Origin of the sequence: Anaerococcus vaginalis ATCC 51170, assembly GCF_000163295.1 — a bacterium.
Classification (GTDB): Bacteria; Bacillota; Clostridia; order Tissierellales; family Peptoniphilaceae; genus Anaerococcus; species Anaerococcus vaginalis.
Genome location: NZ_GG700527.1, coordinates 1,654,041 through 1,667,511, shown reverse-complemented (window position 1 = coordinate 1,667,511; position 13,471 = coordinate 1,654,041). Strand labels below are relative to the sequence as shown.

The following is a 13,471-nucleotide window of genomic DNA, read 5'->3' as shown; positions in this document are numbered from 1 at the left end:
TATGACGAAAAAAACATTGGGTAGAGGACTTGGATCTCTAATACCAGAAAATAACAAAAAAAATAAGGCCATAGTTAGGATTCCTTTGGAAAAAATTTATGCTAGAGAAGATCAACCTAGGAAAAATTTTGATGATAAATCATTGGAAGGTCTTAGTCAATCTATAGAAAAATATGGCTTATTAAACCCAATTGTCCTTAAAAAAAATGGGATAAGATATGAAATAATTGCTGGAGAACGTAGGTTTAGGGCAAGTAAGCTTTTGGGTTTAAAAGAAATTGATGCAATTATAAAAAATGTAGATACAAAAGATATTGATATTCTTTCTATAGTAGAAAATGTTCAAAGGGAAGATTTATCTGGTCTTGAAGAGGCTAATGCTTATAATGAGCTTTCAAAAAACTATGGTATGACTCAAGATGAAATAGCAAAAACTGTTGGCAAATCAAGATCTTACATTGCAAATACCCTAAGACTTTTAAAACTTGATGAAAATTCAAAAAAAGAGCTTGAAAAGGGGAATATTTCTTCATCACAAGCAAGAACACTTCTTTCTATAAAGGATGAAGAAGATAGAAAAAAAAGCCTTTATGATTTTAAAAATAAAAAAACAAATATAAGAAAAGTTGAAAAGATTAGTTCTAGAAATAACAAAAAAAATCAAAAGGAAGATAATTTAGATAGGATTTTATTTGAGGATTTTGAGGAAAAATTTATTGACCTACTTAATTCAAAGGTAGAAATTAAAAAAAATAATGAAACTTATAGGGTTACTATTGATTGTTTTTCTATTGAGGAGATAGAAAATTTATATTGGAGATTAAAAAATGGAAAAGAATAAAATGATAGATTTTTCTGTAGACCATCTTATAGAAAATACCAGAAAAAAAACAGCTAATCCAGGCGGAGGAGCTATTACAAGTCTTGTTGGAAACCTAGGCTTAAACCTTATTTTGATGATGGCAAAAAAAGATTATAAGGATGAAAAATTAAATAAAAAATCCAAAAAAATTGAAGATAAATTCAAAAAATATTCTGAAGAATTAAAAGAACTTATGCAAGAAGATATTGATAAGGTAAATCTTTTAATAAAAGCTTATAAAAATAAGGAAATAAAAAATTACGACGACTATATTATAGAGGCAAACAAGGCTCCAAAAAGAACTATAGAGCTTATGATAATTGTTTTGCAAGATTGTGATTTTATTTTAAAATATGGAAATATTGATGCGATTTCTGATGGAGAAATAGGACTTAGACTTGTAAAAGAATCAATCCATTCTTCTTTTATAAACCTTATTTTGAATGAGGAAAATATTACTGATCCAAATCATGAAAAAACAAATTACAAATCTATTATAAATTTCTGTGATAAATTATATAAGGATAATATGAAAATCATCGAAGAAAGGGAAAAGAAATGGGACAAATAATAGCTATAGTAATCTTATTTATTCTTGTTATTTTTGAATATTCTATGATAAAAGCTAATAATAACAAACTAAAAAGACAAAAAAGAAGATACGATCATCTACTTAGGGGTAAAAATCCTGATGTAAATCTTGAAGAATTAATTTTACAATTAAATGACCAAATCGAACAATCAAATAGGGAAATAAAATCTCTTGACCAAAGATCATCAGATACAAAAAATACTACAATGGGAGCTGTTAGCAAAATGGCAGTTGTTCATTATGATGCTTTTGATAGTCAAAGAGGAAGAAATTCGTTTTCATTAACTCTCCTAGATTCTTATCATAATGGAATAATTCTTACAAATTTATATTCACAAGATGGCTCAAATACTTACTTAAAAGAGATTACAAATGGAGAGTGTGACATAGAGCTTTCCGAAAAGGAAAAGGAATCTTTAGAAAAAGCAAAATTATAGAAGATAATTAAAATTATTGGGGTATAATATTAATGCTAAAATCGATTTATGATTAGGAGGTAATTATGGCAAACGATGGAGTTATGGAACTTGCTACTGAAAATATTAGGGGCAAAAATCGCAAAATAGTATTTCCAGAAGGCAATGACTCAAGAGTATTAAGAGCAGCTATTAGACATCAAAATGATGGTCTTATAGTACCAATACTTTTAGGAGATAAAGAAGAAATTCAAAAAGTAGCAGAAGAAGAAGGGGTAAAATTAGGAGATATTCAAATAATAAACCCTAGAGAAAGCGAACTACTTGATGAATTAGTAGATAAATACGTTGAACTTAGAAAAGGCAAAAACACCAGAGAAGATGGTGAATATATACTAAAGAAAGATAACAATTACTTTGGTACAATGCTAGTTCAAACTGGAAAAGCTGACGGAATGGTTTCAGGAGCATCAAATCCAACTGGAGATACTGTAAGACCAGCCCTACAACTTATCAAAACTAGAAAAAGTGTAAATAGGGTATCCGGTGTTATGATTATGCTTGGACCTAATGGAGAAAAATTATTATTTGCAGATACAGCAATAAATATTACTCTTCAATCAAACGAACTTGCAGAAGTTGCAGTTGAAGCAGCAAAAACAGCAGAAGAATTTGGAATTGAACCAATAGTTGCTATGCTATCATTTTCAACAAAAGGATCTGCAAAACACGAACTTGCAAGAAAAGTAGAAGAAGCTACAAAACTTGCAAAAGAAATGGATCCAAATCTTAAAGTTGATGGAGAAATGCAATTTGATGCAGCAATTTCACCACAAGTTGCAAGAAAGAAAATTCCTAATTCAGATGTAGCAGGAAAAGCAAAAGTATTTATTTTCCCAGATCTACAAGCTGCAAATATTGGATATAAAATTGGACAAAGACTTGGTGGATACGAAGCTTTAGGACCAATACTTCAAGGATTAAACAAGCCAGTTAATGACCTTTCAAGAGGATGCAACGAAGAAGACGTATATAAATTAACAATACTAACAGCAAATCAAGTTAGAGATTAATAAAAACTTCAAAAGAGACAGTCGCTAGATTGCCTCTTTTGTTATACAAAAAATTAATATATAAAATATAAAAATAATAAAACAAAAAGAGGTGATGATAATATTTAGAGAAGAAATAAAACAAAATTCCAAAGCTGTTGTTCCCATAGCAGTTTTAGTTTTAATTTTAAATTTATTTAGACCAGTAGAGAACAAAATTATTATAAAATTTTTAATAGGATGTATTGGGATAATTTTTGGTCTTTCTATTTTTCTTACTGGAGTTAATCTATCAATTTCAAAAATTGGAACATATATGGGAGATTTTATTGCAAAATCTGAAAAAATAATTAAAGTTATTATTTTTGGCATTTTTATAGGATTTATAATTTCAATTGCAGAACCAGATCTTTTAATTTTAGCAAATCAAGTAAGAAGTGCTATTGGACTTTCTTCCTTATTAATAGTAGCCATAATTTCGATTGGGGTTGGCTTTATGATTTCTCTTGGTCTTTTTAGGATCTTTAAAGAAATAAAACTTTCAACACTTATGATTATAATTTATAGTGTGATTTTTATTCTAATGTTTATAGTAAATGATTTGGGTCACGCTATAGCTTTTGATGCATCGGGAGCAACTACAGGCGCAATGACAACTCCCTTTATTATTGCTCTAGGTCTTGGAGTAAGTAAATTAAAGGGAGAAAAAAAGGGAGAAGAAAATTCCTTTGGCCTTGTAGGAATCGCATCAACAGGACCAATTCTTGCGGGACTTTTGATGACTATGTCTATAAATTCAAAAAATATTTTGCTAGAAGATCAAGCTCATCAACTAGCTTTGATTTCAGGATTTAAATCGGCAAGTTTTGCAATTTTACCAATAACTTTGGTGTTTTTTATAATGGATAAGCTAGTTTTTAAAATTAAAAATAAAAAATCAATAAATCTTGGTTTAATTTACACTTACCTAGGGCTGATAATATTTTTGGCAAGTGTAGAAGGTGGATTTATGGAGCTTGCAAGACTTATGGGGGAGAATTACTCTGATTTTAGATTTGTACCTATCATTGGATTTATTTTGGGACTTTTGGTAGTTTTGGCAGAGCCTGCTGTCTTTGTTTTGGCAGAACAAGTCGAAGAAGTTACAGGAGGTTCAATTCACAAATCTTCAATAATGAAAGCTCTTTCTGTTGGAGTTGCTTTTGCAGTTATGCTTGCTATGTTTAGAATAAAAATAGACGGATTTAAATTATGGATGATAATTGTTCCAGGATTTTTAATAGCTCTAATTTTATCAAGAAATGTTTCCCAACTCTTTGTAGGAATTGCTTTTGATTCGGGAGGAGTTGCATCAGGGCCAATGACTGCGACTTTTATATTAGGTTTTTGTCAAGGAGTTGCAGGAAATATTGATGGCGGATTTGGAGTGATTGCCTTTGTAGCTTTAATGCCAGTGATTACAATTATGATAATGGGATCTTTTTATAAGGAGGCCATAGAAGGATAATGAAATATTTAAGAATAATAACACCAAGATCAAAAGGGTCAAAAATTATGAACCAATTAAAAGAAAAAGGTGCTAAGTCAATATCTTGCCTTTTGGCAGAAGGATCTGCCAATGCACATATTCTTGAAGTTTTAGAAATTGATAAGGAAAAAAAAGAAATAGTTTCAGCACTTGTAAATGATGATTTGGTAAATGATTTATTAGACCAAATAAAAGATAAATTTGATAAGAAAAACACATCTATAATGTTTACGACACCAGTAGATTACAAAGGAGAAATAGATATGGAATATGAAGCTTTGTATGTGATAGTTAATAAGGAAAATGCAGATAAAGTTATAGAAATATCCCAAAAAGAAGGAGCAAAAGGCGCAACTGTTGTTCATGGCAGAGGATCTGGAATTCAAAAAAAATCTGTGTTTTTAAATATGACTATAGAGCCTGAAAAAGATATTGTCATAATGCTTATAAAAAAGGAGATTTCAGAGAAAGTAAAATCAGCAATTTATGATGCAATGAATTTGGATGAAAACTCAAAAGGGATTTTATTTTCACTTCCTGTCACAGATGTGCGCGGGCTTGTTGAGCAAAATTAAGACGGTATAATTTAAAGAGAAAAAATGGAGGATATTATGAAAGAAATAAATACAAGTGAATTTGATACACACGTTTTAGAAAACGAAGGAATAGTTTTAGTAGATTTTTCAGCAACTTGGTGTGGACCTTGCAAAATGCAAAAACCAGTTCTTGAAGAAATGGAAGGCGAAGTTGATTTTGAAATATATTCAGTAGACGTAGATGAAAATCCAGACCTTGCAGGAAGATATAATGTAAATGCAGTTCCATCAATGATGTTATTTAAAGGTGGAGTTTTAAAAAATACGCTAGTAGGTTTTCAAGCTAAAGAAGTAATTCTTGAAGAAATAGAAAAACTTAAATAATGGATTATGATTTAATAATAATAGGATTTGGGCCTGCAGGAATTTCTGCAGGTCTAAATGCTAGTATAAGAGGAAAAAAAGTTCTAATTATTGGAAAAAAATCAAAAGCCTTGGAAAAAAGTCCCTCAATAAAAAATTATTTGGGATTTAGTGATATAAAAGGCTTGGACTTATACAATAATTTTATACACCATATAAAAAAATATCCTGTTAAGATATTGGATAGGAAAATAAAGGCAGTTTATGCCATGGGAGAGTATTTTTCAATAGATTTGGGTGAAAAAATGCTCACATCAAAAGCTTGCATAATTGCAACAGGAATTGATATGGGAAAAAGCATTGAAGGAGAAGATGAATTTTTTGCCAAAGGAATTTCTTATTGTGCAACTTGTGATGCCAGCCTATATAAAGGAAAAAAAGTAGTCTTGGTTGGATATAATGAAGAAGCTATTGAAGAAGCAAATTTTATAAATAAAATGGCAAGCCAAACAATTTATGTAAATCCAAATAAAAATTCTGTGAAACTTGACGATGGAATTAAAGTTATAAACAAAAAGCCAAAAAAATTTCTAGGAGCTTTGAAGGCCGAAAGTCTTATATTAGAAGATGGGGAAGAATTGAAGGCTGATGGATTTTTTGTAATAAAAAATTCTTCAAAGCCAAAAAGTCTTGTGCCATCAGTGAAAATTGAAAATACTCATATAAAAGTAGACTTAGATATGAAAACAAATATAAAAGGTCTATTTGCTTGTGGAGATATAGTTGGCACACCTTATCAAATAAATAAGGCGGTAGGTCAAGGACAAATTGCTGGATTAAATGCGGCAAGTTATATAAGTAAAAATAAATAAAATGTTTCACGTGAAACAATTAATGTCATGCAATGAAGTGTGGCATTATTTTTTTGCTTAAAATTATTTTTAAAAAAATTCATTAATAATTTATTTTTTTATGCTTGGAGATTTTTTTAATTTCAAAAAAATTTATCATAATTTTAGCTATAATAATATAAAAATTGTAAAAAACATAATTAATACATAATTAAAATTAATTATCAAAAATATTCTTTCTTTTTACTTGAAAATTGTCGTATTATATGTAGAATAATATTTAAGTAGATTATTCTATTCTAGATTACAGTCTATAAATTGTAAGGAGGTTTATATGACAAGAAAACACATAGAATTTTTTGAATTTAATAACTCTATATTCTCAATGATTAGGGAAATATCACATAAGATAGATTTGCTTTTACAAGAAACAGCTCAAGAAATGGGCGTTACAACTCTTCAACTTAAAATGATTATGACTCTATCAGCATCTGATGAATCAGTTTCTATAGGAAATCTTGGTAAATCAATTGGAGTAAATGGCGGAAATATTTCTAATATTTGCAAAAAATTGGAAAAACAAGGATTTGTTGATAGAAATAGATCTGATGAAGATGAAAGAGTTGTTAATGTGAAATTAACACAAAAGGGTTTTGATGCTGCTGAAAAGGTAAGCAAATATTTTGATAAAATTAGACCTAAAGAAGACGAAAAAAGAATAAATTCTAATTTAAAAACAATAATTAATGAATTAGATTCACTAGATAATTTATTAGACGATTACATTGTTAGGAGTGGTTTATAGATGCCATCATTTAAAAAAGGCAAAAGGCCTCTAGTCTATTATTGGATTATTGCCATTGTGGCCTTTTTGGTTATTCAACAAATTTTGCAACCAATTAGGGCTGAGGGAAAACCAAAAGAGATAACTTATTCTCAATTTGTATCAATGATTGATAATGGACAAGTTAGAGAAGTTACAAAAGATGATTATAATTACACTTTCACAGCGGTAGTTGATGGAGATAAGCAAAAATTCATCACAGGCTTGTGGCCAGATACTGACCTTACTGAAAGACTTCTTGAGGCTAGCAAAAAACACAAAAACTTGACCTTTACCAAGGAAGTTGAAACAAAGATGAGCCCATGGATTACATTGTTTGTTACAAGTATTTTGCCATTGTTGTTTTTACTTTTTATATTTTATATGGCAAATAGGTCTTTATCAAAGACTATGGGAGGCCGTGGCGGCGGAGACTTTATGAATTTTGGTAAATCAAACGCCAAAATTTATATGGAAAACAAAACTGGCAAGACCTTTGCAGATGTAGCAGGTCAAGAAGAAGCGAAAGATAGCTTAAATGAAGTAGTAGATTTCTTGCATGGACCACAAAAATACAAGGAAATCGGTGCGGTTTTACCAAAAGGAGTACTTCTTGTAGGCCCTCCAGGAACAGGTAAGACTCTTCTTGCAAAAGCTGTTGCAGGAGAGGCAAATGTTCCATTTTTCTCAATTTCAGGTTCTGAATTTGTAGAAATGTTTGTAGGAATGGGTGCTAGCAAGGTTCGTGATCTTTTCAAACAAGCAAAAGAAAAAGCACCTTGTATAGTATTTATCGACGAGATAGATGCGATTGGTAAAAAACGTGATGTTTCAGGATATTCTGGAAATGACGAACGTGAGCAAACACTTAACCAATTGCTAAACGAAATGGACGGATTTGATGCAACTGAGGGAGTAGTTTTATTATCTGCAACCAACAGACCAGAAATTCTAGACCCAGCTCTAACAAGACCAGGACGTTTTGATAGAAGGGTTCAAGTAGAACTTCCAGATTTAAAAGGTCGTGAAGATATATTAAAAGTTCATGCAAAAAAAATTAAGCGTGAAGATGAAATTGATTATGAAGAAATAGCAAAAAGAACTGCAGGAACAAGTGGAGCTGACCTTGCAAATATTGTAAATGAGGGTGCTCTTCGAGCTGTTAGGGAAGGACGTAAAAAACTAACCCAAACAGACCTTGAAGAATCAATCGAAACAGTTATAGCAGGAGCCCAAAAGAAAAATGCAGTTATTTCAGACGATCAAAAGAAAATTATCGCTTACCACGAAGTAGGACATGCTCTTGTTGCAGCAATTCAAACACAAAAAACCCCAGTAACCAAAATTACAATTGTACCAAGAACTGGTGGAGCTTTGGGTTATACAATGACTGTCGACAAAGATGAGAAATTTATAATGACAAAACAAGAGCTATTTGATGAAATAGTAACCTTGGCAGGTGGAAGAAGTGCAGAAGAATTAATATTTAATGCAAAAACCACTGGAGCAAGCAACGATATAGAAAAAGCCACGGCCATAGCAAGAAATATGGTAACAATTTATGGTATGGATGATGACTTTGACTTTATGCAACTTGAACAAATTCAAGGAAGATACCTTGGCGGTCAAAGATCAATGATAGTTTCAAATGGAACTGGAGATAAGATTGACCAAAAAGTAGGAAAAATTATTGCCCAAGCTCACATGAGAGCTATAGAAATTTTAAAAGATAATTTAGAAAAACTTCATGAAATTTCAGATTTCCTTTTAAAAGAAGAAACAATTACAGGCGAGCAATTTATGGAAATATTAAATAAAAAACCTGTAGAAAATAGAGAAAATCCTAAAGAAGAACCTTCAAATGAAAATACATTAGAAGAAAAAGCAATCGAAGATGATATAAAAACATCAGATGACAAAAAAGAAAATTCTAGCGAAATTTCAAATGAAGATTTGAAAAAGGAATTGGAAGAAACTTTGAAAGAAAATGAAGAAAAATCTTCAGATAAAGATTTAGATGATACAATAGCCCTAGGCTCAAGTGAACAATCAAATCAAGAAGATGAATAATAAAAAGAGCCTAATTGGCTCTTTTTGTTTTAAGGGAAAAAGATTAAAAATAGAAAATAAAATTAACTTCAAATTAAATGTTTTGAGGTTTTGAGGTTTATATGGAATATATAATTAGAATTGAAGATAAAAAAGATAGTTTTACTCAGACAGATAAAAATATTGCATCTTATATATTAAACAACAAGGACTTGATAATAAAACAATCGAGTATTGACCTTGCAAAAAATACAAAATCATCTCAGGCTGCTGTTACAAGATTTGTAAAAAAAATCGGCTATAATTCCTTTGTGGATATGAAAATATCAATTGCAAAAGCCTTTGAAGAAGAAAGTGATTTTATAGAAGATGAAATAAAAAAATCTGACAAAACAAAGGATATAATAAATAAGTCTAAGGCAAATATACAAAAAACAATAGAAAAAACTTATGCATTAATAGATGAAGAAAAAATCGAAAAGGCGTGCCAAATTTTAAATAAGGCTAAAAAAATTTATCTTTCAGGAGTGGCAGGTTCTGGACTTATATGCGAAGATTTTTATTATAAATTATTAAGGGCAGGGGCAGATGTGTACTATGAGAAAGACGCCCATACAAATCTTTCAAGAATTTCTCATATAGGAAAAAATGATCTTTTAATTGCAATAACTTATGGGGCAAAAACAAAAGAAGTCTTGGAATCATTTAATTATGCGAAAATTAAGGGAGCCTCTCTTATAAGTATAAGCAAAAATGAAAATTCAAAACTTGCAAAAGATTCCGATGTTTTTATAAAAATTCCATCAAGTGAAAAAGAAATTAGGTATGGAGCAATTGCGTCGAGATTTTCATCTCTAATCATAACGGATATTTTATATTTTTCTTATATAGGATTAAATTATGATTATGTAGTAGATAATTTAAAAGTTACCAAAGAATTTACAGATAAACTTAAAATTTAATTTTAAAAATGTAAAGAAACACTTGAAATTTTATTTCAAGTGTTTTATAATGTAAATGTGAAAAGCTTTTCTAGGAGAAAAAGGAAGTATTTATGTTAGGTTTTAGTTTGTATCTTAATCAAAATAAAGATGAAATTATAAAAAAGCTAGAAGAATTTAAAAATTATGATTTTTTATTTACATCTATGCACTATCCTCTGGAAGATGAGAATATGGATAAATTATTGTGGCTTTTAGATATATTAAAAAATTCAAAAACGAAAGTTTGTGTAGATTTAAATGGAGAAGTTTTAAAAAAATTTCCTAAACTTTTAGGTTTAAACATAATAATAAGGCTAGATTTTGGATTTAATAATGAACTTATAGCAAAATTATCTAAAAAAAATAAATTGGCTATAAATGCATCGACCATAGATTATAATAATCTAATGGATTTGAAAGAAAAAAATTCGAATTTTTCAAATATTAGTGCTTGGCATAATTATTATCCTCTTGCTTATTCAGGACTTGGAAGTGATGAATTTATTAAAAAAAATCAAATGTTAAAAGCATTCGGCATTGATATTTTTGCTTTTTTTCAAGGAGATAATAATTTTAGGGGACCAATGTTTGAAAGTCTTCCAACTTTGGAAGAAGATAGGTGGGAAAATCCTTATTATTCTTATTTGAAACTTAGAAGAAAGTATAAAATAAAAAATCTCTTGTTATCTGAAGGAATCTCACAAAAAAATAAAAAATATATAGAAGATTATGAGAAAAATAAGCTAATAAATTTAGATGTTTTTTTGGAAGATGATTATAAAGATTTGAAAAAAATTGAAGTTAGAGAGGATATAAGCGATTATTTGATAAGAAATAAAAGGTCCTATAAATTGATTGAAAAAATCGATAATAGAAAAATAAAAAAGGGAGATTTAGTAATTTTAAATAAAAATGCCAAAAGATATTCTGGAGAGCTTGAAATAATTAGAAAAGATATAGGAGAAGATAAGATGAGAAATATTATTGGACATGTAGATAAGTCTCATCTTGGAATATTAGATTTGATAGGAGGAAGTGATAGACTTGTCATCAACAGAATCAAGAAATAACAAGAGCAAGGGTTTGGACACCAAGTCAACTCTAGAAATTTTAAAAATAATTAATAATGAAGATATGACAATAGCTAAAAAAGTTGGCGAAAAAATCCCAGATATTGAAAAATTAACAGATGCTATTGTAGATGTATTTAAAAAGGGCGGTCATTTATATTATATTGGCGCAGGAACTAGCGGAAGACTTGGAGTTTTGGATGCATCTGAAGCATTTCCAACTTTTTCCGTAGATAAAAATATGATAAAAGGAATTATTGCAGGAGGAGATAAGGCACTAAGAAATCCAATTGAAAACGCAGAAGATGATGAAAATTTGGCAAAAAAAGATTTGATAGACCATGGATTTACAAAAGATGATTTGCTTGTAGGAATAGCAAGCAGTGGAAGAACACCTTATGTTATTGGGGCATTAAAATATGCAAAAAAACTTGGAGCAAAAACAGGTTCGATAACTTGCAACATAGGTTCTGAAATTTCAAAATTTGCAGAGTATCCAATAGAAATAGACACAGGAAGCGAAGTTTTGACAGGTTCTACTAGAATGAAAGCAGGGACTGCAACAAAAATGGTTTTGAATATGATTTCAACAACTTCAATGGTAAGAATTGGAAAAGTTTACGATAATCTTATGGTTGATCTTAGGGTATCAAATGAGAAATTAAAAAATAGGGCTTTGAAAATGATTGAAGATATTTGCAATATCGATAAAAATCATGCAGAAAAATTACTAGATGATGCAGATGGCAGGGTAAAATGTGCAATTTTAATGGAAAAAAAATCAATTAGCAAAAAAGAAGCGCTTGAATTGTTGGAAGAAAACGAAGGATTTTTAAGAAAGGGAATACAATGAAACAAGATAACAAAAAAATCGCCACAGACCTTATAGAAAATTTTGGTGGAAAAGATAATATAACAGAAGTTATAAATTGTATGACAAGAGTAAGGGTAAAAGTTGTAGATGAAAGCAAGGTAAATTTCAAAGAAATTGAAAAAATTGATGGAGTTTTGGGAGTTTTAAAAGGCGAACAAATTCAAATAGTAACTGGCCCTGGCAAAAGTGAAAAAATAGCAAAAGAAATGTCAAATATGGCAAATGCAAAATTTTCTGAAGAAATAAAAAGCGATATAGAAAAAAGAACTAGAGAAAATAAAGCAAAAGTAAAAGAAAAACAAAATAAATCAAAATTCAAATCATTTTCTGCAACAATAGCATCAATTTTCGTTCCATTAATACCAGCTTTTGTAGGAGCAGGACTAATAGGTGGTATTGCCTCTGTTATGCAAAATATGATAACAGCAGGTTCACTTTCACAAGAAAATTTTGGAGCAGTACTTCAAGTTTTAAATATAATAAAAACCGGACTTTATGGATATTTGAATATATTTATAGGAATAAATGCAGCAAGAGTCTTTAAAGGAAACGAAGGCTTGGGTGGAGTAATTGGAGGAATGGTATATCTTTCAGCAATGAATCCAGAAGAGCCATTAAAAAATATGTTTTTAGATTCAGCCCTACTACCAGGACAAGGTGGAGTAATTGGAGTAATTCTTGCAGTATTTATACTTGTAAAAATTGAAAATGCCCTTCACAATATAATTCCAGATTCACTAGATATAATTATTGTTCCAACAATATCCTTATTAGTTACAGGAATTTTGACAATATTTATAATAATGCCAATAGCAGGATTAATATCAAATGGACTTATAGGAATAATTAACTCTGTAATAGAATTAGGCGGAGCGGTTGCTGGATTTATTCTTGGTGCAGTATTTTTACCAATGGTAATGCTAGGACTACATCAAATTTTAACACCAATCCACATTGCAATGATTGAACAACAAGGCGCAACATATTTATTGCCAATTCTTGCCATGGCAGGAGCAGGACAAGTTGGAGCTGCAATAGCAATACTTGTAAAATGTAGAAAAAATAAAAGATTAACAGAAATAGCAAAAGGTGGATTGCCAGTTGGAATTTTAGGAATTGGAGAACCATTAATTTATGCCTTAACTCTACCAATGGGAAAAGCATTTATAACAGCTTGTCTTGGTGGAGGAGTAGGTGGAGCAATAATTGGTGCAATAGGATCAATCGGAGCAACAGCTGTAGGACCAAGTGGACTTGCACTAATTCCACTAATTTATAATGGAAAAGCCCTAGGATATATATTTGGACTTCTAGGTGGATATGTTGGAGGATTTATACTAACATATTTATTTGGAATAGATAAAAAATATATAGACGGGGAAGACATAGTAGATAGTATAGACTTTAAATTTTAATTAAATAAAAAAATAATCTTGCCTTAGGGCAGGATTTTTTTTGCAAAAATTTCTTTG

14 protein-coding genes are annotated in these 13,471 nt (G+C 30.0%); all 14 read left to right on the top strand.

Annotated elements, in window-relative coordinates:
* Nucleotide 1: 1 nt before the first annotated feature.
* The 14 genes from HMPREF0078_RS07760 (at nucleotide 2) to HMPREF0078_RS07695 (ending at nucleotide 13,414) form a co-directional block, all read left to right on the top strand.
* The gene (locus HMPREF0078_RS07760; protein WP_004839599.1) at nucleotides 2-841 is read left to right on the top strand and encodes a ParB/RepB/Spo0J family partition protein; all 840 of its coding nucleotides are present in this window, start codon (nucleotides 2-4) and stop codon (nucleotides 839-841) included.
* Nucleotides 828-1,433: a cyclodeaminase/cyclohydrolase family protein gene (locus HMPREF0078_RS07755; protein ID WP_004839598.1), complete on the top strand. Its 606-nt coding sequence runs from the start codon at nucleotides 828-830 to the stop codon at nucleotides 1,431-1,433. Before HMPREF0078_RS07760 ends, HMPREF0078_RS07755 begins: the two co-directional genes overlap by 14 nt.
* Nucleotides 1,421-1,891, top strand: a complete 471-nt coding sequence (locus tag HMPREF0078_RS07750) for a DUF4446 family protein (RefSeq protein WP_004839597.1) — start codon at nucleotides 1,421-1,423, stop codon at nucleotides 1,889-1,891. Before HMPREF0078_RS07755 ends, HMPREF0078_RS07750 begins: the two co-directional genes overlap by 13 nt.
* Before the next feature lie 65 nt (nucleotides 1,892-1,956).
* Nucleotides 1,957-2,943 carry a phosphate acetyltransferase gene (pta, locus tag HMPREF0078_RS07745; protein ID WP_004839596.1) on the top strand — a complete coding sequence of 329 codons (987 nt, stop codon included), beginning with the start codon at nucleotides 1,957-1,959 and terminating at the stop codon, nucleotides 2,941-2,943.
* Between the two features lie 94 nt (nucleotides 2,944-3,037).
* Nucleotides 3,038-4,429 (top strand): DUF1538 domain-containing protein, encoded by a 1,392-nt coding sequence (locus HMPREF0078_RS07740; protein ID WP_004839595.1) that lies wholly within the window; start codon nucleotides 3,038-3,040, stop codon nucleotides 4,427-4,429.
* Nucleotides 4,429-5,025 carry a P-II family nitrogen regulator gene (locus HMPREF0078_RS07735; RefSeq protein ID WP_004839594.1) on the top strand — a complete coding sequence of 199 codons (597 nt, stop codon included), beginning with the start codon at nucleotides 4,429-4,431 and terminating at the stop codon, nucleotides 5,023-5,025. Before HMPREF0078_RS07740 ends, HMPREF0078_RS07735 begins: the two co-directional genes overlap by 1 nt.
* 24 nt (nucleotides 5,026-5,049) lie before the next feature.
* The gene (locus HMPREF0078_RS07730) at nucleotides 5,050-5,370 is read left to right on the top strand and encodes a thioredoxin family protein (protein WP_004839593.1); all 321 of its coding nucleotides are present in this window, start codon (nucleotides 5,050-5,052) and stop codon (nucleotides 5,368-5,370) included.
* Nucleotides 5,370-6,221: an NAD(P)/FAD-dependent oxidoreductase gene (locus HMPREF0078_RS07725; protein ID WP_004839592.1), complete on the top strand. Its 852-nt coding sequence runs from the start codon at nucleotides 5,370-5,372 to the stop codon at nucleotides 6,219-6,221. The genes HMPREF0078_RS07730 and HMPREF0078_RS07725 overlap by 1 nt, the downstream gene beginning before the upstream one ends.
* Nucleotides 6,222-6,534: 313 nt before the next feature.
* On the top strand, nucleotides 6,535-7,005 hold the full coding sequence (locus tag HMPREF0078_RS07720) for a MarR family winged helix-turn-helix transcriptional regulator (protein WP_004839591.1): 471 nt from the start codon (nucleotides 6,535-6,537) through the stop codon (nucleotides 7,003-7,005).
* Nucleotides 7,006-9,093 carry an ATP-dependent zinc metalloprotease FtsH gene (gene ftsH / locus HMPREF0078_RS07715; protein ID WP_004839590.1) on the top strand — a complete coding sequence of 696 codons (2,088 nt, stop codon included), beginning with the start codon at nucleotides 7,006-7,008 and terminating at the stop codon, nucleotides 9,091-9,093.
* A gap of 101 nt (nucleotides 9,094-9,194) precedes the next feature.
* Complete coding sequence (locus tag HMPREF0078_RS07710) at nucleotides 9,195-10,034, top strand: MurR/RpiR family transcriptional regulator (RefSeq protein WP_004839589.1); 840 nt, start codon at nucleotides 9,195-9,197, stop codon at nucleotides 10,032-10,034.
* A 92-nt stretch (nucleotides 10,035-10,126) separates the two neighbouring features.
* Nucleotides 10,127-11,125 (top strand): MupG family TIM beta-alpha barrel fold protein, encoded by a 999-nt coding sequence (locus tag HMPREF0078_RS07705; RefSeq protein ID WP_004839588.1) that lies wholly within the window; start codon nucleotides 10,127-10,129, stop codon nucleotides 11,123-11,125.
* Nucleotides 11,091-11,978, top strand: coding sequence for an N-acetylmuramic acid 6-phosphate etherase (gene murQ, locus HMPREF0078_RS07700; RefSeq protein ID WP_232618473.1), 888 nt, complete (start codon nucleotides 11,091-11,093; stop codon nucleotides 11,976-11,978). The genes HMPREF0078_RS07705 and murQ overlap by 35 nt, the downstream gene beginning before the upstream one ends.
* Complete coding sequence (locus HMPREF0078_RS07695) at nucleotides 11,975-13,414, top strand: PTS transporter subunit EIIC (protein ID WP_004839586.1); 1,440 nt, start codon at nucleotides 11,975-11,977, stop codon at nucleotides 13,412-13,414. Before murQ ends, HMPREF0078_RS07695 begins: the two co-directional genes overlap by 4 nt.
* The last annotated feature ends 57 nt before the right edge of the window (nucleotides 13,415-13,471 follow it).

Coding starts and splice junctions, on each gene's coding strand:
- HMPREF0078_RS07760 (WP_004839599.1), top strand. CDS start 2: ATGACGAAAAAAACATTGGGTAGAGGACTTGGATCTCTAATACCAGAA.
- HMPREF0078_RS07755 (WP_004839598.1), top strand. CDS start 828: ATGGAAAAGAATAAAATGATAGATTTTTCTGTAGACCATCTTATAGAA.
- HMPREF0078_RS07750 (WP_004839597.1), top strand. CDS start 1,421: ATGGGACAAATAATAGCTATAGTAATCTTATTTATTCTTGTTATTTTT.
- pta (WP_004839596.1), top strand. CDS start 1,957: ATGGCAAACGATGGAGTTATGGAACTTGCTACTGAAAATATTAGGGGC.
- HMPREF0078_RS07740 (WP_004839595.1), top strand. CDS start 3,038: ATGATAATATTTAGAGAAGAAATAAAACAAAATTCCAAAGCTGTTGTT.
- HMPREF0078_RS07735 (WP_004839594.1), top strand. CDS start 4,429: ATGAAATATTTAAGAATAATAACACCAAGATCAAAAGGGTCAAAAATT.
- HMPREF0078_RS07730 (WP_004839593.1), top strand. CDS start 5,050: ATGGAGGATATTATGAAAGAAATAAATACAAGTGAATTTGATACACAC.
- HMPREF0078_RS07725 (WP_004839592.1), top strand. CDS start 5,370: ATGGATTATGATTTAATAATAATAGGATTTGGGCCTGCAGGAATTTCT.
- HMPREF0078_RS07720 (WP_004839591.1), top strand. CDS start 6,535: ATGACAAGAAAACACATAGAATTTTTTGAATTTAATAACTCTATATTC.
- ftsH (WP_004839590.1), top strand. CDS start 7,006: ATGCCATCATTTAAAAAAGGCAAAAGGCCTCTAGTCTATTATTGGATT.
- HMPREF0078_RS07710 (WP_004839589.1), top strand. CDS start 9,195: ATGGAATATATAATTAGAATTGAAGATAAAAAAGATAGTTTTACTCAG.
- HMPREF0078_RS07705 (WP_004839588.1), top strand. CDS start 10,127: ATGTTAGGTTTTAGTTTGTATCTTAATCAAAATAAAGATGAAATTATA.
- HMPREF0078_RS07695 (WP_004839586.1), top strand. CDS start 11,975: ATGAAACAAGATAACAAAAAAATCGCCACAGACCTTATAGAAAATTTT.